At 71.5% G+C, this 22,685-nt stretch carries 21 protein-coding genes and 1 pseudogene; 15 read left to right on the plus strand and 7 right to left on the minus strand.

The genetic code is table 11. From position 1 onward, the window contains the following. Positions 1 to 79: 79 nt before the first annotated feature. Positions 80 to 895 carry a lysyl oxidase family protein gene (locus tag J7F03_RS05670; RefSeq protein WP_214947539.1) on the plus strand — a complete coding sequence of 272 codons (816 nt, stop codon included), beginning with the start codon at positions 80 to 82 and terminating at the stop codon, positions 893 to 895. 17 nt (positions 896 to 912) lie between these two features. Here the strand turns inward: J7F03_RS05670 and J7F03_RS05675 are convergent, their stop codons facing one another. The 3 genes and pseudogenes from J7F03_RS05675 to J7F03_RS05685 form a co-directional block, all read right to left on the minus strand. After that, positions 913 to 1,182 carry a metal-sensing transcriptional repressor gene (locus J7F03_RS05675; RefSeq protein WP_251071485.1) on the minus strand — a complete coding sequence of 90 codons (270 nt, stop codon included), beginning with the start codon at positions 1,180 to 1,182 and terminating at the stop codon, positions 913 to 915. 989 nt (positions 1,183 to 2,171) lie between these two features. After that, positions 2,172 to 2,315 (minus strand): hypothetical protein, encoded by a 144-nt coding sequence (locus J7F03_RS05680; RefSeq protein ID WP_214947573.1) that lies wholly within the window; start codon positions 2,313 to 2,315, stop codon positions 2,172 to 2,174. Between the two features lie 133 nt (positions 2,316 to 2,448). Then, positions 2,449 to 3,675 (minus strand): annotated as a pseudogene (locus tag J7F03_RS05685) (isopeptide-forming domain-containing fimbrial protein); the annotation flags it as partial. Between the two features lie 499 nt (positions 3,676 to 4,174). Between J7F03_RS05685 and J7F03_RS05690 the strand changes: the two are divergent. From J7F03_RS05690 to J7F03_RS05705, 4 genes are all read left to right on the plus strand, one after another. Next, a complete protein-coding gene (locus tag J7F03_RS05690) occupies positions 4,175 to 5,890 on the plus strand; it encodes a hypothetical protein (protein ID WP_214947541.1) in 1,716 nt (571 codons plus the stop codon). An 82-nt stretch (positions 5,891 to 5,972) separates the two neighbouring features. Then, positions 5,973 to 6,980, plus strand: a complete 1,008-nt coding sequence (locus J7F03_RS05695; RefSeq protein WP_214947542.1) for a helix-turn-helix transcriptional regulator — start codon at positions 5,973 to 5,975, stop codon at positions 6,978 to 6,980. A gap of 436 nt (positions 6,981 to 7,416) precedes the next feature. Further along, the gene (locus J7F03_RS05700; protein WP_214947543.1) at positions 7,417 to 7,869 is read left to right on the plus strand and encodes a YbhB/YbcL family Raf kinase inhibitor-like protein; all 453 of its coding nucleotides are present in this window, start codon (positions 7,417 to 7,419) and stop codon (positions 7,867 to 7,869) included. 91 nt (positions 7,870 to 7,960) lie between these two features. After that, positions 7,961 to 8,374: an SRPBCC family protein gene (locus tag J7F03_RS05705; protein ID WP_214947544.1), complete on the plus strand. Its 414-nt coding sequence runs from the start codon at positions 7,961 to 7,963 to the stop codon at positions 8,372 to 8,374. Positions 8,375 to 8,662: 288 nt separating this feature from the next. Here the strand turns inward: J7F03_RS05705 and J7F03_RS05710 are convergent, their stop codons facing one another. The 4 genes from J7F03_RS05710 to J7F03_RS05725 form a co-directional block, all read right to left on the minus strand. Then, the gene (locus J7F03_RS05710; RefSeq protein WP_214947545.1) at positions 8,663 to 9,496 is read right to left on the minus strand and encodes an aminotransferase class IV; all 834 of its coding nucleotides are present in this window, start codon (positions 9,494 to 9,496) and stop codon (positions 8,663 to 8,665) included. Further along, positions 9,493 to 9,642: a hypothetical protein gene (locus J7F03_RS05715; RefSeq protein WP_214947546.1), complete on the minus strand. Its 150-nt coding sequence runs from the start codon at positions 9,640 to 9,642 to the stop codon at positions 9,493 to 9,495. The genes J7F03_RS05710 and J7F03_RS05715 overlap by 4 nt, the downstream gene beginning before the upstream one ends. A 233-nt stretch (positions 9,643 to 9,875) precedes the next feature. Continuing rightward, positions 9,876 to 11,015, minus strand: a complete 1,140-nt coding sequence (gene alc, locus J7F03_RS05720; protein WP_214947547.1) for an allantoicase — start codon at positions 11,013 to 11,015, stop codon at positions 9,876 to 9,878. 212 nt (positions 11,016 to 11,227) lie between these two features. Further along, complete coding sequence (locus J7F03_RS05725; protein ID WP_214947548.1) at positions 11,228 to 12,196, minus strand: helix-turn-helix transcriptional regulator; 969 nt, start codon at positions 12,194 to 12,196, stop codon at positions 11,228 to 11,230. A 133-nt stretch (positions 12,197 to 12,329) separates the two neighbouring features. Between J7F03_RS05725 and J7F03_RS05730 the strand changes: the two genes are divergently transcribed. From J7F03_RS05730 to fabG, 10 genes are all read left to right on the plus strand, one after another. Further along, positions 12,330 to 12,611, plus strand: a complete 282-nt coding sequence (locus J7F03_RS05730; protein WP_214947549.1) for a hypothetical protein — start codon at positions 12,330 to 12,332, stop codon at positions 12,609 to 12,611. A 151-nt stretch (positions 12,612 to 12,762) separates the two neighbouring features. Further along, complete coding sequence (locus J7F03_RS05735) at positions 12,763 to 12,933, plus strand: hypothetical protein (protein WP_214947550.1); 171 nt, start codon at positions 12,763 to 12,765, stop codon at positions 12,931 to 12,933. A gap of 5 nt (positions 12,934 to 12,938) precedes the next feature. Then, positions 12,939 to 13,205 (plus strand): hypothetical protein, encoded by a 267-nt coding sequence (locus J7F03_RS05740; protein WP_214947551.1) that lies wholly within the window; start codon positions 12,939 to 12,941, stop codon positions 13,203 to 13,205. A gap of 43 nt (positions 13,206 to 13,248) precedes the next feature. Continuing rightward, entirely contained in the window at positions 13,249 to 14,382 is a 1,134-nt protein-coding gene (gene alc, locus J7F03_RS05745) for an allantoicase (protein ID WP_374104273.1), read from the plus strand. A 90-nt stretch (positions 14,383 to 14,472) separates the two neighbouring features. Further along, positions 14,473 to 15,570, plus strand: a complete 1,098-nt coding sequence (locus J7F03_RS05750; RefSeq protein WP_214947553.1) for a MupA/Atu3671 family FMN-dependent luciferase-like monooxygenase — start codon at positions 14,473 to 14,475, stop codon at positions 15,568 to 15,570. Next, positions 15,567 to 16,847 carry an MFS transporter gene (locus J7F03_RS05755; RefSeq protein WP_214947554.1) on the plus strand — a complete coding sequence of 427 codons (1,281 nt, stop codon included), beginning with the start codon at positions 15,567 to 15,569 and terminating at the stop codon, positions 16,845 to 16,847. Before J7F03_RS05750 ends, J7F03_RS05755 begins: the two co-directional genes overlap by 4 nt. A gap of 134 nt (positions 16,848 to 16,981) precedes the next feature. Then, the gene (locus tag J7F03_RS05760) at positions 16,982 to 18,475 is read left to right on the plus strand and encodes an FAD-binding oxidoreductase (RefSeq protein WP_214947555.1); all 1,494 of its coding nucleotides are present in this window, start codon (positions 16,982 to 16,984) and stop codon (positions 18,473 to 18,475) included. 14 nt (positions 18,476 to 18,489) lie between these two features. Then, on the plus strand, positions 18,490 to 19,872 hold the full coding sequence (locus tag J7F03_RS05765) for a class I adenylate-forming enzyme family protein (RefSeq protein WP_214947556.1): 1,383 nt from the start codon (positions 18,490 to 18,492) through the stop codon (positions 19,870 to 19,872). After that, the gene (gene pabB, locus J7F03_RS05770) at positions 19,869 to 21,965 is read left to right on the plus strand and encodes an aminodeoxychorismate synthase component I (protein ID WP_214947557.1); all 2,097 of its coding nucleotides are present in this window, start codon (positions 19,869 to 19,871) and stop codon (positions 21,963 to 21,965) included. Before J7F03_RS05765 ends, pabB begins: the two co-directional genes overlap by 4 nt. Continuing rightward, complete coding sequence (fabG, locus tag J7F03_RS05775; RefSeq protein ID WP_214947558.1) at positions 21,962 to 22,666, plus strand: 3-oxoacyl-ACP reductase FabG; 705 nt, start codon at positions 21,962 to 21,964, stop codon at positions 22,664 to 22,666. The genes pabB and fabG overlap by 4 nt, the downstream gene beginning before the upstream one ends. The last annotated feature ends 19 nt before the right edge of the window (positions 22,667 to 22,685 follow it).

Consider the following 22,685-nt stretch of genomic DNA (forward strand, 5'->3'; position numbering starts at 1 on the left):
TCCCCGACTCGGGCGGGAGGGTAGGCCACGGGCACCGCGCCCGGGGCGCACGGCATCATCCACCACAGGAAGGACAGTCATGAGACGCACAGCACGAAGCGGACGCACGGCCCGCACCTGGATCGCCGCGGCGGCGATGGCGCTCGGCGCGCTGCTGGCCACCGGCATCGGCCCGGCCTCGGCGACCGACGGCCCGACGGATCTGCTACCCGCCCTCGAACCGCTCCAGCGGGAACTCGCGGACAACGACCTGGTCCGTGAGCCCGTCACCGGCATCACCTGGCTCCGCTTCACCGGCGCGCCCGCGAACCTCGGCACCGGCGCCCTGGAGGTAACCGGGCGGCGCACCAGGGAGGAGGCGGCCGCCGCCACTCCCGGAAACAATGTGTTGCCCGCGTACCAGCGGATCACCCGCTCTGACGGTTCCTCGTACGAGGTGCCCGTCGGGCGGATGACGTACCACGAGGAGCACAAGCACTTCCACATGGAAGGCATCTCCCGCTACCGGCTCATCAACGGGGCCGGCCAGGTGGTGCGTGAGTCGCCGAAGGTGGCGTTCTGCCTGGTCGACCTGGACATCGCGAACTCCACGCTCCCCGGGTTCCCTGTCAACCCGGTCTACAACTCCTGTTCGCACAACGCCAACGCGACGTCCCTGACGATGGGCATCTCCGTCGGCTGGGCGGACGTCTACGCCAAGGACCTGGTCGGACAGTCCTTCGACGTCGGCGCGTTGATGAATCTCCCGCCGCAGCAATACACGCTGGAGATGACGACAAACCCGCTCGGCGTCCTGCACGAGACCAACCGGACCGCCCCCAGGACGACATCCGTGAACGTCACGATCGGCCAGGGAGTACCGGTGGGGGTCGGCGGCCCACGTCCGGGCGCCTGACCGGAGCTGCATCCGGCTTACAGCGAACCGTCCCTACGCGAAGCCGCCTTCCGCGTAGGGACGGTTGTCCCGACGCCGCCAAGCCGGCGGACTACGTGCGTGTCAGTCGGGCGATGGCCTTGGTTGCCTCGTCCACCTTGGCCTGGCCCCGGCTCTGGGCGATGGCCTCGGTGAAGCAGCAGATGAGGTGTTGGGTCGAGCAGGGTCACGGCGCGGGACTGAAGGGCGGCGTTGATCGCGGACACCTGGGTCAGTACGTCAACGCAGTCGATGTCGCCGTCCGCCATCCGCTGCACCCTGCGGACCTGGCCCTCGAGCCGCCGCAGGCGTTTGATGACGTCGTCCTTGTGTTCTACGTAACCGGGCACCAGGGCCTCCTCCGTTGGCGGGGCCCGGAAGCCGCTCAGACGCAGGCTGCTGCCGACGACGAGGACGGAGGAGAAGGCCATGGCCGCTCCTGCGATCACTGGGTTAAGCAGTCCGGCGCAGCGAGCGGCAACGGCCGGATCCCCGATCCCTAGGCGATCACCCGCCCCGCCCGATCGGGTGCGACTATCGCACCGACCCGTCCGCCGCCGACACCCGCTGATGCGGCGCTGTGTTGGGTGAAGGCCGGCAACAAGGGGGAGGTGTCGAGCCTGAAACTGTTCAACACGAAGAGTGGCGCGACCGAGGTCGCGCCGCGTCTGGTAGCCGCCTGCCCACTTGAGTTCCGGCCACGCGGCTTCATTCTCCCCAGATTCTCCCCAGCGACGGCGCCCCCGACAGCGAATCGCCGCTGACAGAGGGCGCCCTGCGTAGTCCGTCGAGCGGTGGGTCGCCGTTTCCCGTCGCGGCCCTCGGCCACCTGGTGTCGGCCGCACGGGATCGCCGGGGCCGCGCACGCCGCGGGGAGGGCCGCCGGGGGAGCGGCAGGGGTCGCGGCATCATGCGGACAATGCACCCGGTGACGGCACGTTCACGGCGGACTCGCAGGCCATCGCGATGTCACTGCCCTCCTTGCCGTCGCACGTGTGGTCTCGGTCGCGTCGGCCGTCTCAGTGCCGCCGTTGAGTACGTCGTTGCCGGCCTCGCCCGCCGCCACCGCCGCCACCGCCGCTCCGGTCGGGTCCGGGCCGCTGCCCGCACTGGCACCCCGAGCCGCAGCCGGGGCGGCGGAGGATTCTCCCGTCATGCTGTCGTCCTATTGCCCCTACCGGCGACCGCCAGGCGAGGATTTCGGCGTCGGGGCGGAAACCCCGGTCGGGGGGCGCTCCGGAGCACCCCCCCTGCGGTCCTACGGGCAGCCGGGGCCCGTGGCGGGGTTGGTGCAGACGTCAGCGCCCGGACCGCCGTCATTGGTGTTGGTGCCGGGGCCGCCGTCGAGGGTGTCACGGCCGACCTCACCGAACAGGGCGTCGTCGCCGTCGCCGCCCGTCATGGTGTCGTCGCCGGCCTGGCCGTGCAGGATGTCGTTGCCGGCATCGCCGGAGATCTGGTCGTTGCCGGCGCCGCCGGTGACCGTGTCCGCGCCGCGACCGCCGCAGATGAGGTCGTTGCCGGCCCCCCCCGTTGACGGTGTCGTTCCCGGCGCGGGCCAGGATGACGTCGCGCTGGGGCGTGCCGGTGATCTGGTCGTCGCCCGGGGTGCCGGTGATCGTCGGCTGCTCGCCGAAGCACGTGTCCGGATCGACAGTGGTGGTCTCCGGGGCGAGGTCGTTCGCCGGGACCGGGTCCGAGACGGCGCCGGCCACCGCCGCCGTGTCGGTGTGGAGGCCGGCGGTGGTGGCCGTGGTGGTGATGGTCCTGATGGCGGTGGACCCGGCGGTGAGCGTCCCGAGTTCACAGGTGACGACGTCCGGTGTGGTACCGGAGGCGGTGCATCCGGCGGATGCGGAGGCGAACTGGAGCCCGGCGGGCAGGGTGTCCTTCAGGACGACCCCCTCGGCGGTCTGCGGGCCGTTGTTGGTGGCGGTGAGGGTGTACGTCACGCTCTGCCCCACCTCCACGGGGTCGGAACCGGTGTCGGACTTCGCGACCCCGAGGTCGGCCTCGGTCAGGTCGAGACGCCCGATCCGGCCCGCGGTCTCGGCGAACCAGATGTCACCGTCCGGTCCGGTCGTGATCCCCCAGGGGCCGCTCTCCGAGGAAGGCAGCGGGAACTCGGCGATGACACCGGCCGTGCTGATCCGCCCGATCTTCCCGCTGTTGCGCTCGGTGAACCACAGGCTGTCGTCCGGACCCGCGGTGATTTCCTCCGGCTGACCCGAGGTGGTGGGGATGGGGTACTCGCTGATGGCGCCGGCCGTGGTGATCCGGCCGATCTTCTCGCCGCCGAACTCGGTGAACCACAGGGCGCCGTCAGGACCGGCGGCGATCCCGGTCGGGGCGCCGCCGCCCGGAATCGGGAACTCGGTGACCGCGCCGGCGGGCGTGTTGTGGGGCCCGCGGCGCGCTGGACGCGGGCCCGTATTCCACCGATCGGAGTACGCGGCCCACGGTCGGGCCCGTTGGTGGGCGGCGCAAGAAATGTGGGGGCTCAGCGCGCATGTGCTGTACCCGGGGCCGCAGTTGACTTGGACATGCCGACCGGCCGACCGGCCGGACGGGTGGTACCCGGACCCGAGCCCGCGTGCGTGGCCCGCACGACCAAGGAGGTGATCCGGATGAGCCTGCTCAAGCTCCAGAAGCTCGCGGCGGCACCCGGCTGCAGCAACTGGACGAGGGCTCCTGGCGGAGTGGAAGAGCGGCCATGGCAGCGAGTGCGGCGGTGGCCTGGGGCCGGGCGGGGGTCCGGGCAAGACCGATCAGCTGCTTGCCTTCGGTGAGCCGGAGCGACATCGCGTAGCCGTCGCTGTGGCGGGCCGACTCCAGGACCGTTTCGAACGAGTTGAGGAACCTTGCCTCGTGAGCAGACGGCGGCGGGGTCTCGGGCCCGCGCACGTAGGCGATAGGGATGAAACTCGCCATCCTCCTCACCGCCCACAGCACGCGTCCGACCCGGCCGACACCTGGTCGGCCGCCGGTACGCGGGCCCACGAAGTCCGCGCCGAATCGGCTGAAAGCCGCCAGTGGCCGACGTGGGCCGGAACGGGGCGGGTGTCCCTGCGGCGGGACCGCCCGGACACCCCCCTCCACCGCTCCGGACACCGACCCGTCGGCGCCCCCGACCAGCTTGGCCTGCTTGTGACTTGCCGGGATTGCCGATCCGCGTCGGTGACACGGATCAGCCACCGCGCGGGGGCCGGATCCGGTAGAACGCGCTGCCACACCGAGTTCGCCGACTGGAGAGGACCCCCCATGCATCTGAGTCGTAGGCGCCACAGCCACCGGCGCCCCGGCCGTACCGCGGTACGCGCCGCCGTGTGCGGGCTGCTGCTGGCGCTCGCCGGCGTGCCCGGCGGGAGCCCGGCCCTGGCCGCGCCCGGCGGTGACACCGCCGTATGCCGGCCGCCCGCGCAGACGGACCCGGACCACACCGACGAGCGCGGCCGCTGCCTCGCCGTCACGCTGCGCCTGTCCGAGGCGCCCGTCCTGGGCGGGACGGCCCGGCTCGACATCGAGGTATCCGCCGTCGCCCGCGACAGGGATGTACGCCTCGACGTACAGCTCCCCGCAGGCCTGGAATGGGTGAGCGCGCCCGCCGGGCTCAGCACCTCCACGGCCGCCTCGCTCGTCCCCGTCCAGGGCGGCCGCCTACACCGGGCCGAGGGCACCGGCCGTGCCGGGCAGCAGCGCCCGTGGCGGCTCAGCGGCACCGTACGCGCCGTCGCCGAGGGCCCGGCCGGCGTCCGGGCCACCGCCACCTCGGCCGCCGACCCGGAGGACACCGACGCGGGCAGCGTCTTCGTCACGGTCGGGGCACGGCATTCGCAGTTCGGCATCCCGGTCGGGAGTGTCAGCCCCGCGGCCCGGGCGGCCTCCGGCGCGAGCCGTACCCGGCCGGGCCTCGCCCACCGCCCCGCCGAGCCGGCCTCCGCCCCGGCGGGCACGACCACCGCGGCGGACACCGCCTGCGCCACCGGGACCTGGAACTACGTAGACCACACCGGCGTGACCCGGGTCTCCGCCAACGCCCGCGTGGCCGTCTACGACGACGACGCGCGCGGCACGGACGACCTCCTGACCACCGGTGTGACGGGCGCCGACGGCGGCTTCACGCTCTGCTTCGACAACACGGACGAGGAGGGCGGCGGCCAGGACGTCTACGTCCAGTTCGCCACCGAGAACCAGAACTGGGTGATACGCAACGGCAAGTCCCGTCAGCCGTATCGTTTCGCCACCCCGGTCCGCGCCGACGTCCCCGCCGGCTCCACCGCCGACGTCGGCGCCTTCCAGCCGGCCGACGCGGCGTTGATGCGCGGGGTCGAGGCCTTCGACGCGGTCAACACCGGCTGGAACTGGAAGCCGGGCAACTGCTGGGACGCCCGGGACACCACCTGCCGCCGTGGCCTGGTCAACTGGGCCCCGGATTCCACCGACGGCACGTACTACTCGCTCCAGGGCAACGCCGTGCACCTCGCCGCCGAGGACCCCGACGCGCCCATCCTCGTCCTGCACGAGTTCGGCCACGCGATGATGGACGACGTCTACGAGGACGCCTTCCCCACCTCCCCCGACTGCAGCCCGCACTACATCACCAAGACGAGCTCGGCGGGCTGCGCCTGGACCGAGGGCTTCGCCACCTGGTTCGGTGTCGCGGCGCTCGGCGACCCCACCTTCCGCTGGCCCGGCGGCCGCACCCAGGACCTGGAGGGACCGACCTGGGGCACCACGGGCTGGGACAACGGTGACACGGTCGAGGGCCGGGTCCTCGGCTCGATGATCGACCTGTACGACACCGCGAACGAGCCCGGCGACACCTGCACGGAAGACCCGGCCGGGCCGCTGTGGAACACCTTCCTCGGCCATGTGTCCGGCAGCTTCCGCCAGTTCTGGAGCCACCGCGCCGCCGACGGCTACGACGTGGGCGCGGGCCCCCTGTCCTGCCTGCACCACAACACGATCGACTACTGACCCGCCGCCGTGCGACGCACCACCCCGGCCTTCTCGGGCCGAGGTGGTGCGTCCGCCGCACCGCGTTGGTACCTTGCCGCCCATGGCAACGGGGGAGGTCGGCGAGGCACTGCGGCGGCTGGGCATCAGTGCCGCCGCGATCCGGCTCTACCTGGCCCTGCTGGAGCTGGCGCCCGTACGACTTCCCGAGCTGGGCGCGGCCACCGCCCTGACGGGGGCCGAACTGGCGGCCGCCTACGCCGAGTTGGTCCAGGCGGGGCTCGGCAGCGCGGCCGCCGACGGCCGCGAGACCGTCGCCCCCCTGCCGCCCGCCGCCGGACTGCAACGCCTCGGCCGCCGCCGGGCCGCCGAGCTCGACGCCTCCTGCATCACCGTCGCCGGGGCCTTCGACGCCTTCCGCCGCCGGCGGCCGGCCGCGTTCAAGAACGACCTGGTCGAGGTAGTCACCGGGGAGGAGATCGGCCCCCGGCTGCGCCAGGCCTGGGCCAGCGCCTGCGGCCAGATCCGCCAGCTGGACTCCCCGCCGTACTTCCCGATCCCCACCGCCACCGACGAGGCTCTGGCCACCCTCGCCCGGGGCGTGACCCAGCGCGTGGTGTACTCGCGGGAGTCGCTGGAATTCCCCGGCAACCTCATCCGCTCCATCGAGCCGTGCATCGCCGCCGGCGAGCAGGCGAGGGTGGTGCGCTCGGTACCCGTGAAGCTGATCATCATCGACGACGCCTGCGCGCTGGTCTCCCTGTCCATCCAGGAGGTCGACGTGCACCACACCCTGCTCATCGTGCAGCCGTGCGGGCTGTTCTCGGCGCTGGCGGCGCTGTTCGAGCAGACCTGGCACAGCGCACTGCCGCTGCACGCCTCCCGCACACCCTCCCTGCGCGGCCCCGCCGGCCCGCCGCAGCGCCCGCTGCCCGCCGACCGCCGCCTGCTCGCGCTGCTCGCGGGCGGTGTGCCGGACCAGGACATCGCCCGCGAACTCGGCATCAGCCGCCGCACCCTGTTCCGCCGCGTGGAGCTCCTGATGGCCCGCCTGGGCGCCACCACCCGCTTCCAGCTCGCCCTCCACGCCCAGCGCCGCGGCTGGCTGTGAGGTTGGCGCTACCGCGGCAGGTCGATCTGGTACCTGACGAATCCGGTGTGGCGCGCGCCACCCGGTCGTACAGGCGACGAGCTGGGGCCCGCTGGTGGAACTGGCCCACGCCCACGGTGCCACGGTGTCACGGTGACGGCGTACTGGTTCCCACCGGATCCGGCCGGGTCGCTGCGGCGCAACGCCGCCCGCGAGGGCCGCGACCGTGTCCCGGACGTCGGGGTCCTCGCCACGCTGAAGCGTCTGTGCAGGCCATATCGCCGGGGAACGGTTCGACGCCGTGCGGGAGGTGCGGTTCGACGGGCGCGGCGGCTTCCGGGTACGCCCCTGACAGCACTGCTCACCGCGCGGCGCGCGCGGCCGCTGCGCTGCGCCAGTCGCGTGCATCTGCGGAGCCGCTCCGTAGGACCCCGTCCCCGCGGGGTATGAGGCCACCATGGCTGGAATCAAGCTCAAGAGCAGTGCTTTCAACGACGGCTCCTTCATCCCGCGCCGCTACGCGAAGGAGGGCCAGGACGTCTCGCCCGACCTGACCTGGTCGGGCGTGCCCGACGACGCGGCCGAACTGGTCCTCCTCTGCGAGGACCCAGACGCCCCGTCGGGAACCTTCGTCCACTGGCTCGTCACCGGCGTCGATCCGACGAGCGGCGGCGTGGAGGCCGGGCAGACGCCCCCCGGCGGTCAGGAGCGGCCCAACGGCTACGGGGGCTCCGGCTGGGGAGGCCCCAACCCGCCCGCCGGTGACCAGGCCCACCGGTACGTGTTCCACCTCTACGCGCTTCCCGAGCCGGTCTCCCTGCCGGACAACGCGACGGCGGACGACGTCCACGCGGCCGTGGACAGGCGCCGGCTGGCCGACGGCACCCTCGTGGGGCTCTACCACCGCTGAACCGGAGCCCTCCCGGTGTCCAGCGCTCGGCCGTGGCAAGGTCGCGGCCGCCCGGCGACTTCCGTACGACGTCTGACGTGGTGAGGACCGAATGACCGAATACGAACGCTCACGCACGATGCCCGCCCTTCCCGAGCACGTCTTCGACCAGGCCGCCGCCGTCGACCAAATGGACGAGTGGCTGCCCGGGGAACTGCATGTGCATGTCGATCAATTGCCGGCCGTGACCGTGCACGAGGACCGGTCCGACCAGGACACTTCGGCGCTGCTGCGGGCGCAGAAGGACCAGATGAGGCTGGAGTGGGGCACGCGAGAGGAGGGCAGCTACGCCGGCTGGCTCCAGGTGTCGGGCCTGGACGGCGGACCCACGGAGGTCACCGTGCACCTGTCGTTCTTCAACGAGGAGCACGACCCCGGCGAGAAGGCGGTGAACGAGGCACTCGACCGCAGTCTTGAGCGTCTGGAAGAACTGGTGCGTCCTCGCGTCGACGGCGCCGCGGGCTGAGCCACGTCCAAGGCAGACGGCCCGCAGTGGCCGGGGTGACGCCGTCCCTCGCAGGCAGGTGTTCTACGCCGAGTGGGCCCACGGGAGGGGGCGCCGGTCTCCTCGTGGAACCCAGCCCGCGCTACAAGGTCCCCGGGAACGCGCAGGTCGATGTAGCCGTCGTCGAACGTCTCCTTCCCGAACCGTTCCATGAGCCGATTGCAGTCGCCCGGCAAACCGGTATCCGGGTGCATCGTCTTGCTCGAAACAACCCCTACCTGCAGTTATTTACGTGTCAGAGTCACTCACTCACGGCAGCGGGGTGGGGAGAGTGTCCAGCCAGCTTTGCCAGGCGGGGGCGCGCAGCGGGGCGGCCGTGGGGAGGGTGATGCCGGTCCAGGCGGTGACGGGCCGCAGGCCGTGGAGGGCGTTGGTCACCCAGATCTCGCGGTCCGCCAGGGCAGACAGCCGGCGCCGGACGGGGCGTACGGGTACGCCGGTGCGGGCGGCGTGGTCCAGGAGCAGTGCGGCGGTGACCCCGGGGAGGACGGGCAGTTCGCCGGCCGGGTGGCACAGGGTCTCACCCTCCCACCACAGGAAGGAGGAGTTCGCCGCTTCGAGGACCACCCCGTCGGCGGTCACCAGGAGCGCTTCGTCGGCGTCCGCTGCGGCGGCCCTGGCGCGGACGGCGGCCAGGGCCGCCAGGTCCGGGCCCTTGTGGCGGGGGGTGCGGCGGGGGTCGCAGACGGCCATGCCCCAGACCCTGGCCGTGGTGCTGCGGGCGGGGGCGGGGCGCAGCCGGTACAGCAGGCGGTGGGCGCCGGGCAGGAGCGTGCCCGGGGGTGCGTCCGCCGGGGCGCGTTCGAGCTCCACGCGGGGGAACCAGGCACCGGCGTCCCGGGGCAGGAGGTCCTCCACTGCGGTCCAGAAGGTGTCCAGGTGTGCTCGGGGGATGTCCGCGGTCTCGGCGCAGGTGGTGGTGAACCGGTGCCGGTGACGGTCCAGGGCGCGCACCCGGCCGTCGGTGACGAGCCAGGAGTCGGCAGCCAGGAGCGTACCGTCGGGGTCGGTGTGCGGGAGCTCGCGCAGGGCGCCGGAGTCGGTGAGGGCGTAGAGGCGGTCGGCGCCGCCCGGGGTCGTCAACGGGAGACCAGGGGGGCCGTGGGCGAAGCTGTGTCCACGGGCCCCATGTTGTCCTCACGGCCGGGCAAGGCGGTGTCGAGCAGGCGGAGTAGGGGGGGCACCTTGGTGATGGTCTCCTTGTCGGGGTCGGAAAGGGCGCCGGTCATCGAGCCGCCCGGGAACGCCGTGCGCGCGCACTCCACCTGGTCCGCAACGACCTCCGCCGTGCGCGGAGATCGGCTCGGTCCACGCGCGAAGGGGGAGCAGCGCGGCGGGTTTTGACTTCGGGGGCCCCAGTCTGCCGTTCTGGCGTTCATTTAGATCGTCGCGGAGCGAATGCCAGGACTGGCGGCGCGGCTACGGAGGCGGAGTCCGGCTGCGCCGTTGTCGTGCGGGCCGTTCAGCCCTGCCGCGTCGCGCTGGTCACGCGAGCGGCCAGGGCCGCGGCGCCGGTCTGGGTGAGGTTGCCGTGGAGGCGCAGGCGGGCCAGGCCTCCGTCGGGGTAGACGTCCAGGCGGGCGTGGGTGGCGGTGGTGGGGACCGTCAGGGGAAGGCGGTGCAGGGTGTCGGGCTGGAGAGCGGTTCGTGGCAGTACCTCGGTCCAGTCGGCGGCCTCGTCGTCCTTGACCGACAGGGACACCCAGCCTGCGGCGTTGCCCTTGAGGTTGGCCGTGTCGACTTCCACCGCACGGATCTCGCTCTGGGCGGCGAGCCGGTACTCGATCCAGTCGTTGCCCTTGTCGCGGCGGCGCCTGGTCTCCCAACCGTCGTCCTGCTTCTGCGAGAGTCCCGGCATGATGGTGTTGTCCGGCGAGGAGTAGAAGCCGTCCGACGCGTCAGTCACACTGCCGCCGTTGGTGACGCAGGCCACGTCGAAGGTTCCGAGCAGATCCAGCCACGCCGGGTCGGGGACGACCTCGCCGTGGACGCGGAGGCGGGCGATGCCGCCGTCGGGGTGCTGGTTGATCCGCAGGTGCGTCCAGCGGCGGTCCGAGTCGACTGGGAGAGCGTTGGCGGCGTGGCCGCGGACGGGGGTGCGGGGCAGGATGACCTCCCATGCACCGTCGTTCTCCAGGAGTTCCGCGACGGAGGGCGTGCCGTCGAACGCGGCGGCCTCGACACTGACCTGCTGGGGGAAGTTCCCCCGGAAGTGGGCGGTGTCCACGACTATGCCGCGGATGACGCCGGCGACGCCGAGGCGGATCAGGGCCCAGTCGTGGTCGGCGTCTGTGGGGAAGGGGTGGTCGGCGTCGGCCCCGCGGCGGCGGCGGGTCTCCCAGCCGTCCATGACCTTGCCCTTGTTCCCGTAGTCGTGGACGTCGAAGGCGGAGGGGGTGCGGGAGAGGAGGTTCTCCCGGTCCGCGAAGAACTCGTCGTTGGTCGCGACGACGCCCGCTCCGAGCCGGCGGTCGGCGAGGTCGGTCAGCCGGGTGAAGGCGGCGTCGCTGCCGCGGTAGTCGGCGTACGGGTCGCCGGAGACGTACGGAGCGGCGAATGCGGACTGGGCGGGAACGGAGTGCCCGGCGGGGGAAGGACTCATGAGTGAGGGACGCCTCTCTGTGGTGCCTGCAGGGGAGTTGGGGTGACACGGGCAACCCTCACAGCCCACGATCACTTACGTCCATCGACTGTTTTCGATCTTTCATTTCAGTAGATCTGAACGGTCCGCCCCGCGTGGCACATACGTGCCCCGGAGGGTTTGTGCCGCGCCGGGCAGCACCGGCGGGGCGGGGTCCCGTGACAACGTTGGCCCTAGGGCAGCAGGCCGTGTTCCGAGGCACGCTGACCCAACTGGAATCTGCTCTGCGCACCCAGCTGGTCGGAGAGATCGCTGATCATGCGCCGCTCCGTCCGGAGGGAAATGCCGAGCTTGCGTGCCGCGGCGTCGTCCGTGAGCCCCTGGGACAGCAGTCGGAGCAACTCGCGCTCCTGCGGCGTGAGCGGACCGGAGTTCCGGGCCGGCACGGCCCCGAGGGGGGTGGCGGAGTTCCATACGGATTCGAAGAGGGCGACCAGTGCCGCGATCAGACCCGGCTCCCCGACGAGCAGCGCGCCTTGCGCGGAGTCCTCGGGGTCGATGGGGACCAGGGCGGACGCGCGGTCCACGATCTGGAGTCGCAGCGGCAGGACCGGAGTACTGCGGGACTCTCCGCCGTGCCGGCTCAGCCAGTGAGCGTATTCGAGACTGGCCGGGTCGTTGCGCACGCTGTCCAGGTAGACGGTCTTCACCGTCACCGAACGCTCCAGGAGGCGGCGCGTCAGAGCCTGGCTGGCCTCCCGGTTGTCCGTCAGCTGCGGGCCGCCGGGAGCGAGTGCGAGTGTCTCGCGTTCGGCGGAGGCTCCGAGTTCCTTCATTCGCCGGCGGACCGCGGCCACCCCGTCGAGGCGCTCCACCAGGCGGCTGCGGTCGGCTGACTCCCCATCCAGGTAGTCGGCCACCAGGGCGGCGGCCGCGCGCTGCCCTGCTTCGATCTCCTGTTGCCTTTGGGCCAGCTCAAGCTTCTGTTTGGCCAGGAGGGTCTGCAGGCCGGTCTCCGGACTCACCGGGACGACACTCCCGCCGTCCGGCGAGGAACGTCCGATCAACGCGAGATCGGCGAGTGTGTCGAGTGCCGCCGCGATCTCGCTCTCGGTCATGCCGACATGGTCGGCGAGCGCCTGAATATCGCTTCCGGGGTCCGACAGGAGGGCCCGGTAGACCGCCTCCGCATGGCCCGTCAAGCCTAAAGACTCAAGCACAGGCTCTCCTCGTTCTCGATCAGTCGCGCGCCGGCGAAGCAGTATCGAACAAGTGGTGTGAACCGGCAAAGCGTTTCCATCAAGCGGACGGACGGGCAAGGTGAACAACCCTCAAGTGAGCCTGATTCTGGTCGAATTCAGGACGAAGGACCGGTTCGCGCCGGACGTCGCCGAGCTGCTGGCGGCGCGGTTGCGCCACGCGGGTTCCGGCGATGGATCACTGCTGCACTTGCGCCTCCACCCGTCCCGCGCCGGAGCCGTCGGCGGGCTGTTCCTCATGGGTGACGTCCTTACCGCCGAGGCCCGCTGCCGCGAGCTGTGTCTGGGTGCGCTCGCGGGTGAAGCCGGCCTTCAGGAGTGGGTGTTGGACTCCTGCACCCGCTCCGACCTGCTCTGACCCTTGCCTGACCGTTCCGAGCCGGCCGCCGGGCCGCACGACCGGACGCTGGCATAGACGTGTCACGGATCGAATGGTGCCAGCCGTTCCCTCTGGTTCCCGCCTTCCGCTCTGTGGATTATTGATTCCGAAAGCGCCGCACAGAACGGGGATGACCGTGCACCTGAGGAAATTTGTGAGCCCGACCGGAATCGGTATCGGCCTGGGGGCGGCTGCCCTCTGGATCGTCGCCCTGGCGGGTGCCGAGGCCACCGCCGTCGAACTGCCGACCGAATCCACGACCGCGACTCAGTCGGCAAACAACGATCTCGGATGGCAGTGACAGAAATGACCGACAACAGCACCCCCCAGGTGAGCGCGGAAGACGTACTCTCCGCCATCACCGAGAGCATGAACCTGCAGGCAGCGGGTGGCATCCAACCCGACACCCCGATTGTTGTCGACTCCTTCGCCCTGGTCTGGCTCCAGCACCTCCTAGAGGAAAAGCACGCCCTCGTCATCGACCCGGACTACGCGGACCTACAGAACTTCACGTCTCCCGGCGCCATTCACCAGTACCTCCGGACGCAATATCCGGACCGAATCGCCGCCTGAATGTATGTCTCGATTTCCCTGCATTAGATGGAAAAGGATTTCCGTGCCCCAGCTCACTGACTTCACCGGAGACGCACAGCCCTATGAGGGCGGCGACACGTACGCGGACTACCGCAGGACGGACGTCCCGTTCACACGGCTGGTCAACCTCGCGGACCGTCGTCTCGGTGCCGGTGTGGTCGCCACCAACGACGACCTGTTCGCCGAGGGCGACAACCTCGTCATGCCCCAGAAGCCCCGCTTCGACTGGGACACCTTCGACCACAAGGGCAAGGTGATGGACGGATGGGAGAGCCGCCGCCGCCGCGGCACCAGTGCTGACGAGCCCCACCCCATCGACTCCGACCACGACTGGGCCCTGGTGCGCCTCGGACTGCCCGGCGTCGTCCGCGGTGTCATCGTGGACACGGCCCACTTCCGCGGCAACTACCCCCAGCAGGTCAGCCTCGAGGCCACCCGGGCCCTTCCCTCCGCCTCCGCCGTGGAGCTGCTCTCGCCAGACACGACGTGGGTCGAGATCGTCCCCCGCTCCTCCGTCGGCGGGCACGCCGCCAACGCCTTCTCCGTGGAGGGCGAGGCCGTCTACACCCACCTGCGCCTCAAGCAACACCCGGACGGCGGTGTCGCCCGCCTTCGCGTCCACGGTGACGTGGTCCCCGACGTCTCCTGGTTCGACCGGATCGGCTCGCTCGACCTCGTGGCACTGGAGAACGGTGCGGCCGTCGAAGACGCCTCGGACCTCTTCTACTCGCCGCCGAGCAACCTCATCATGCCGGGCCGCCCGCAGAACACGGGCGACTGTTGGGAGACCCGGCGCCGCCGCGACAAGGCCAACGACTGGGTCCGCTACCGCCTCGCCGAGCAGGGCGAGATCCGCGCCGCCGAGGTCGACACCACCTGCCTGAAGGGCAACGCCGCAGGCTGGGCCGCCCTTTTCGGCTTTGATGCGGAGTCTGGCGCTGACATCACCGATGCCGCCGCATGGTTCGAGATCCTGCCGCGCACCCGCCTGCAGCCCGACACGCAGCACCGCTTCAAGGTGGACAGCGCCGTGGCCACTCACGTACGCCTCGACATCTTCCCCGACGGGGGCCTGGCCCGCCTCCGGCTGCACGGCAGCCTGACGTACGCGGCGGCCCGGCGACTCGCCGACCGGGCGGCGGCCGACGTCAGCTGATCCGGACCAGTACCCGTCGAGGCGGGCGGCGGGCTCCTCGCCGCCCGCCTCGCGGGAACCCGTCCGGACCGCCGACTCACGAGGACACACGTGGACTTCAGCCTCTTCTACTTCGGGAACGCCACGCCCCAGGGCGCCCCGGCCGACCCCGCCGGCACCCCCGACCGCAATATCTACGACCTGGTTCTGGAAGGCGCCAAGTTCGCCGACCGCAACGGCTTCACCGCGGTGTGGACACCCGAGCGCCACTTCAGCCCGTTCGGCGGCCTGTACCCGAACCCCGCCGTCACCGGCGCCGCCATCGCCGCGGTGACCGAGCGCGTCGCCATCCGGGCGGGCAGCGTCGTCGGTCCCCTCCACCATCCGCTGCGCATCGCCGAGGAATGGTCCGTCGTGGACAACCTCTCCGGTGGACGTGCCGGCATCGCCTTCGCTTCCGGCTGGCACGCCACGGACTTCGCCCTGCGCCCCGAGGCGTACGCGGACCGGCGGGACGTCCTCACCGAGACGGTTGCCCAGGTCCGCCACCTCTGGCAGGGCGGCACCCTGGACCTGCCCGACGGCAACGGCGTCACGGGGCCCGTGGGCATCCACCCGCGGCCGGTCCGGCCGGAGCTGCCCGCGTGGATCACGAGCTCGGGTGACCCGGCCACCTTCGTCAAGGCCGGCGCGGCCGGCGCCGGCGTCCTCACGCATCTCGTCGGCCAGGATCTTGCCTCGCTCACCGATTCCGTCGCCGCCTACCGCAAGGCGTACGCCGAACGGCCGGACGCCGACGGCGGATCCGGGCACGTGGTGCTCATGCTCCACACCTTCCTCGGCGAAGACGAGGCCTGGGTACGGGAACAGGTCCGAGCGCCCATGTCCGCGTACCTGCGGAGCTCGCTGAACCTCCTGCTCGGCTCGCAGACGCTCGGGGTCTCCCGTCCCATCGACCCGTCCAAGCTCAGCGAGCGGCACATCGACACCATGGTCGCCCGCGCGTTCGACCGGTACTACGAGGACGGCAGCCTGTTCGGCACCCTGCCCCGGGCCGTCGCCACCGTCGAGCGGCTGCGGACCGCCGGCGTCGACGAGATCGCCTGCTTCATCGACTTCGGACTGCCCGACGAGAAGGTCCTCGACGGCCTGCGACACCTGGCGGAACTCCGCCGCAAGACGGCCCGTACACCGGAGGCGAGCTCATGACCACAGCTGCCCAGCAGGAACGGTCCGGACCGGGCCCAGTCGGACCGGACAGCCCGGACAAGCCGGCCGGACAGCTCTGGAACGTCAACTTCCGCCTGTACTTCACCGCCCGTACGGTCGCCACGCTCGGCGACGCGATGCTGCCCGTGGCACAGGTTGCCGGCATGATCCAGCTGGGCTTCGGGGCCGGCGACATCGGCCTCGCGGTCGGCTCGTTCATGGCCTTCTTCGCCGGACTGGTCATCTTCGGCGGCGTGTTCTCCGACCGGTTCAATGCCCGACGCCTCATGATCGGCGCGGACCTGGCCCGGGTCCTGACGCAGTCCGCGGTGGCGCTCATGTACGCCACCGGCCATGTCGTCCTGTGGCAGCTCTGCGTCCTGGGAGCTCTCAACGGCACCGCCGCGGCCATGTTCCAGCCCGGCGTCGCCAGCACCGTTCCCCGCGTAGCCGCCGACGTACAGCGGGGCAACGGTGTCCTGCGCACCGCCGAGGCCCTCATGACCCTCGGTGGCCCCGCCCTGGCGGGGATCATGGTCAGCCTGATCAGCCCCGCCGCCGTCTTCACCGTCCACGCCGGAACGTACGCGGTCAGCGCGCTGTGCCTCGGCACGCTGCGCCTCGCCCCCCTCCCCCGGCCCGGCGAACAGACCGCTGCACCGGGAAGGACCAGCTTCCGGGCCGATCTCGTCGAAGGATGGCGGGAGTTCATGGCCCGGACCTGGCTGTGGTCCGTCATCGGCCTCTGGATGGTCCTCACCCTCGCCGTTCTCGGACCGCTCACCCCCGTGGCGGGAGCCTCACTCGTCTCCGAGCACGGGGCCGGGGCCTACGGCCTGGTCAACTCGGCGCTCGGCGCGGGCGGCGTGCTCGGCGGTCTGGTGGCCCTGCGGCTGAGACCGGCCAAACCACTGCGCGCGGGGGCACTCGCCCTCACCGGCTACGCGCTCTTCCCGCTGGCGGTCGGCTCCCACCTCCCCGTCTGGGCCGTCATGTGCTGTGTGCTCGTCGCGGGCGCCGGCTGGGCGTTCTGGGGCGTGATGTGGGCCACCAGCGTCCAAACCCAGATCCCCGGCGACATCCTGAACCGGATCCATTCCTACGAAGTGGCCGGATCCATGGCCATGTTCCCCGTCGGGCAGGCCCTGGCCGGCCCGGCCGCCGCCCTCCTGGGCAGCGACAGCCTGCTGCTGGGCGGCGGCGCCGTGGCGCTGGCCGTCTGCGCCGGTCTGCTCGCCATCCCCGCCGTACGCGGCCTCGGCCGGGCCACGGCCTGACCCCCTCCACCGGTCCGCCCGGGCAGCACATCGGGGACGCAGCTCACCGGGAACCCGGCGCACCCGGAGCGGCCCGCTCGGGGCGCACCCACCCGCACTTTTCCCAGACAGAAACGATGGTCGAAAGAGCCGACATGGTTGACGTGAACAGCAACAACACCGACCTGCCCAGCAGCATCCCCGAGGCGTACGACGTGGCAGTGGTCGGAAACGGGGTCCTCGGCCTGTCCCTGGCCCTGTCCCTGGCCCGGCGCGGCTCCCGGGTGGCGGTCATAGGCGATCCCTCCCGCCCCTGGGCCGCCTCCACCGCGGCCGGAGCGATGCTCGGCTGCTTCGGCGAGGTCACCTCCACCCTGCTGGAGAGCGCCGGCGGGCGGGCCAAACTGGACCTCGCGGTGCAGGCGACCGAACGCTGGCCGGCCTGGCTCGCCGCGCTCGCCGAAGACACCGGCGGCGAGGCCGGGGGCACGGACCTGCGCGTCGCCGACGGCACCTTCGTCCTGCTCAACGCCATCGGCGTCCCCGGCATCGACACGGCCAACTTCAAGGCGATCAAGGCCGCCCTGAACTCCTATGACCGAAAGTACGAGGACCTCGACCCCGCCGACGTGCCGTGGATCAGCCCGGACGCCGCCGGCCGGCCCTTCGAGGCCATGTACCTGCCCGACGAGCACGCGGTGAACAGCGCGCTGCTGCTGAAGCGCCTGGAGCAGGCGATCACGCTCCACGGCGGCCGCATCGTCGGTGAACTCGCCACCGGCGTCCTGCAGGACCGGGACCGGGCCACCGGGGTCAGCCTCGCCTCGGGCGCCGTCCTGCACGCCGGGTCGGTCGTCCTCGCCGCGGGTACCCGTACGCAGGGCCTGATCGACACCGTCCCTCAGCTCGCCGGCCGCACCCCGCAGCTCATCGCCGGATTCGGGGTGTCCGCGCTGCTGGACACCCCCGACGCCCAAGGGCCCGGCAGCGTCATCCGCACGCCCAACCGCGCCTTCGCCTGCGGCCTGCACATCGTCCCCCGCCAGGCCGGCCAGGTCTACGTGGGTGCCACCAACATCATCTCGCCCACCGCTGTCGACGCACCCGTGGTCCGCGACGCCCAGTTCCTCCTGGACTGCGCGGTCAAGCAGGTCCACCGCGACCTGTGGAGCAGCCCCGTCCGCGCGCTCCAGGTCGGCAACCGTCCGGTGTCCCTGGACGGTTACCCCCTCATCGGCCAAGCGGGCCCGGACGGCCTGTGGCTGCTCACCGGCACCTACCGGGACGGCCTGCACCTCTCACCCCTGCTGGCCGACGAACTGGCCCGCCAGATCCTCGGCGAGGACTCCGACCTCGACCTCTCGCTCTTCACACCCGTCCGGGCGCCCGCACAGCCGACGACCCGCCGCGACACCGTCGAGACCGCCGTCACCCACATGCTCGCCACCGGCTACGAGCACGACTGGCGGCTGCCCGTGGACTGGCCCCGGACCATCGAGCACAGCCTCCGGCTGGAGTTCTCCTCCTTCGCCGACGAGATCCACCCGTCGTTCACGCCTCCCCCCGAGATCCTCGCCGCCGCCCGGTACTCCCCGGTCATCACCATGATGCTCCGCCGCTACTACGCCGCACACGACACCAACAGCTGAAAGGTCGCACCGAGATGGCATCCGACGACTGGTGGGGCGCCCACCTGCTGGGCCGGGGCAAGGCCGACGCCCCGTGGGCGACCATGGGTACGCCCGTCAGCCGCGGCCGGCTGCGCACCGGCGTCGCCGAGTCGGCCGCATTGCTGAACCGGCACGGCATCACCGCAGGTTCCACCGTCGCGGTCGTGCTGCCGCCCGGCATCACCCTCCTGAAAACCATCCTCGCCGTGTGGTCCCGCGGTGCCCAGCTCCACCTTCTCGACGCCAGGGGCACCGACTCCGAGATCGCGGGGCTGCTGGCCAGGTGCGAACCCGAGCACCTCGTCACGGCCGCGGGGCCCGCCCGCGGCCAGGCCGGGCCGGTTCGCGACTACCCCCTCGACGTGGTCCGCCGACCCACCGGGCGCCCGGCCGAGGACGTCGACGTACGCCTCGTCCAGTTCAGCTCGGGATCGACCGGTGTACCGAAGGTCATCGGCCGCACGGCGCGGAGCATCCTCGGTGAGCTCGACCGGTACTCGGCCCTCGCCGGGATGCCCGAGCGCGGAGAGCGCGTCCTGCTCCTCAACTCCCTCATCCACACGATGGGCCTGGTCGGTGGCTTCCTCCACGGCCTGGAGCGCGGTACGCACCTCCTGCTGCCGACACGTCCCGGCATGGCCGCAGTGGCCGCCCTGCTGGGTGACACGGCCGGCAGCGGTGCACACGCCGTGCTCGGAGTACCCCTCCACTTCGACCTGCTCTCCCGCGACCGGGGGACGGCCGGCTCCACCACACACCTGCGCCTGGCCGTCTCCGCCGGAGAGCCTTTGCCGCTCCCGGTCCAGGAACGCTTCACCGGGCGGTACGGCGTAACCGTCTCCCCGGTGTACGGAACCACCGAAACCGGGCTTGTCGCCGCACAACTCCACGGCCACTGCCCCCCGCCCGAAGTCGGGCGGACGACCGGACTGCCCGTAAGGGTCCGCGACGGACAGATCGAAGTCGCCCTCGACCGGACGCCGTACCTGCGCGACGACGGCCCGGAGCGCTACGTCGACGGCTGGCTGCGCACCTTCGACCGCGGTGAGCTCGACCCTGCCACCGGGGCGTTGAAGGTACTCGGCCGATCCGATTCGGTCGTCACCGTGGGAGGGATGAAGATCGACCTGATGGAGGTCGAAGCCGTCCTGCGCACCTGCCCCGGGGTCGACGAGGCCGTCGTGGTCTTCGGCGACACGATCGAGGCCCACACCGGGGGAACGGCCCGCCCACACGATCTGGCGCTCTGGGCCCGGGAGCGGCTCGCCGCGTTCAAAACCCCCAAGCACTACTTCACTGCTACGGCCCTGCCCCGCAATGCCAACGGCAAGATCCTGCGCGACCGCGCGCTGCTCCACGAGCGAGGACAGCTGTGAGAACCCTCATCATCGACAACTACGACTCTTTCACGCACAACCTGTTCCACGACCTCGCGGTCGTCAACGGCAGCGAACCAGTCGTGATTCGCAACGACAGCCCCCTGTGGAATCCCGCGCTGCTCGACGACTTCGACAACGTGGTCGTCTCCCCGGGGCCGGGCCACCCCGGCCGGCAGGCCGACTTCGGCATCTGCGCCGAAGTCATCGCCACCGCCCGGATACCCGTGCTCGGGGTGTGCCTCGGGCATCAGGGCATCGCGCACGTCCTCGGCGGCAGCGTCGTACCGGCACCCGAAGTCAGTCACGGCCGCACCAGTGAAGTGACGCACACCGGGACGGAACTGTTCGCCGGGCTGCCCTCACCCTTCACCGCGGTCCGGTACCACTCGCTGGCCGTCGGCCGGCTGCCCGACGAACTCGAGCCGGTGGCATGGGCCGAGGACGGGGTTCTCATGGGAATACGGCACCGCGAACGGCCCCTATGGGGCGTGCAGTTCCACCCGGAGTCGATTTGCACCGACCACGGGCGGACGCTCATGCGCAACTTCCACGACCTCACCCTGCAGTGGCAGCGCGCCACCGGATTCCGTCCCGCGCCGCCCGCCCCCAGCCGTCAGCCGTCCCCGCCCCGTGCGGACGTCGTGGACCGCCCGACCCATGTCGTGCTCACCCGCACCGTGGAATCCGGTGCCGACGCCGAAACCGTCTTCGATGCTCTCTACGCGGACAGCCCCCACGCGTTCTGGCTCGACAGCAGCGCGGCCGGCACCGCGAACGGCCGGTTCTCCTTCATGGGAGACACCTCCGGCCCCCTCGCCCGGGTGGCCACCGCGGATGTGTGGAACCGCTCCGTCACCGTCACCGGCGCGGACGGCACGAAGACCGTCCCGAGCGGGTTCTTCGACTGGTTGGAGGCCGACCTGGCCCGCCACTGGATCCGGACGCCTCCGTTGCCGTTCGACTTCGCGACCGGCTGGGTGGGCTGCCTGGGCTACGAACTCAAGGCGGAATGCGGCGGTGACCGCGTCCACCGGTCACCCCGCCCGGACGCCGCCATGATCTTCGCCGACCGCGTCGTGGCCCACGACCACGCCACCGGCGCCGTCCACCTCCTCGCCCTGGCCGAGACCGGCCGGGAAACCGATGCCCGGCACTGGCTCGACACCGTCGGGGTACACCTCACCGGCCCCGCTCCGCGTACCCCGTCCGCGCCCCCGCGGGAACGCGACGCGGCGGCCCTCGGCCCCTTGGGGCTGCGCCACGACCGCGACGCCTACCTGGGCCTCATCGACATCTGCCAGAAGGAGATCGAGGCGGGCGAAACGTACGAGGTGTGCCTGACCAACAAGGTGGAGGCATCCGGCCGGATCGACCCCTGGCCCGCCTACAGGCTCCTGCGCCGGCTCAGTCCCGCCCCCTACGGCGCCTTCCTGCGCACGGGGCAGACCGCGGTCCTCAGCTCCTCCCCGGAGCGCTTCCTGCGGATCACGGCCGACGGCACCGCCGAGTCCAAGCCGATCAAGGGAACCCGCCCGCGCGGCACGAACCCCGCCGAGGACGACGCACTGCGCCGCGAGCTCGCCGCCAGCGCGAAGGACCGCGCCGAGAACCTGATGATCGTGGACCTGGTCCGCAACGACCTCGGCAGATGCGCCGAGCCCGGATCCGTGCGCACGGGCCCCCTCTTCGACGTCGAGACGTACGCGAACGTCCACCAACTGGTGAGCACCGTCCACGCGCGGTTGCGCCCCGAGGTGACGACCGTCGGCGCCGTCCGGGCGGTCTTCCCCGGCGGGTCGATGACGGGCGCGCCGAAGATCCGCACCATGCAGATCATCGACCGGCTGGAGAACGGACCGCGCGGGCTGTACTCCGGAGCCCTGGGCTACTTCTCCCTGTCCGGCGCCGCCGACCTCGGCATGGTCATCCGTACGCTCGTGGTCGGCGAGGACAGCGTGGAGTTCGGCGTGGGCGGCGCGGTCATCGCCTTGTCGGACCCGGTGGCCGAGTTCGAGGAGACGGCGGTCAAGTCGGCGGCCCTGCTCGACCTCACCGGCCAGTCGTTCCCCGGCCGGGAAGAGCACCGATGACCAGATCCGTTCTGGTCACGGGAGGCAACCGGGGGATCGGCCTGGCCATCGCCCGGAAGTTCGCCGCACAGGGGGACCGGGTGGCGGTCGCCCACCGGTCCGGTGACGGCCCGGACGGCCTGCTGTCCCTTTCTTGCGACGTCACCGACTCCGACTCCGTCACCGCAGCCTTCGCCCGTGCCGCCGAGGCACACGGCCCCCTGGACGTACTGGTCGCCAACGCGGGCACCTCCGAGGACGGCCTACTCATCGGCATGAAGGACGCCTCGTTCCAACGCGTGCTTGACACCAACCTGACCGGTGCCTTCCGGGCCGCCCGGCAGGCGGCCCTCGGCATGACCCGTCGCCGGCAGGGCCGACTCGTCTTCATCTCCTCCGTTGCCGCCCACCGGGGCTATCCCGGGCAGGCGAACTACGCGGCCAGCAAGGCCGGGCTGGTCGGCATGGCCCGGGCCCTGGCCCGGGAGCTCGCCCCCTTCGGGATCACCGCCAACGTGGTGGCCCCCGGACTGGTCGATGCCGGACTCACCGAGTCGCTCACTCCCCAACAGCGCCGACGGATCACGCAGGACGTACCTCTGGGCCGTCTCGCGAGCGCCGACGATGTGGCCGCCGCCGTGCTGTGGCTCTCCTCGCCCGAGGCGGCGTACGTCACCGGCGTCACCGTCGCCGTCGACGGCGGCCTCGGCATCGGCCATTGACCCCCACCCGGCTTGGAGC

Origin of the sequence: Streptomyces sp. ISL-43 (assembly GCF_018614195.1) — a bacterium.
Taxonomy (GTDB): domain Bacteria; phylum Actinomycetota; class Actinomycetes; order Streptomycetales; family Streptomycetaceae; genus Streptomyces.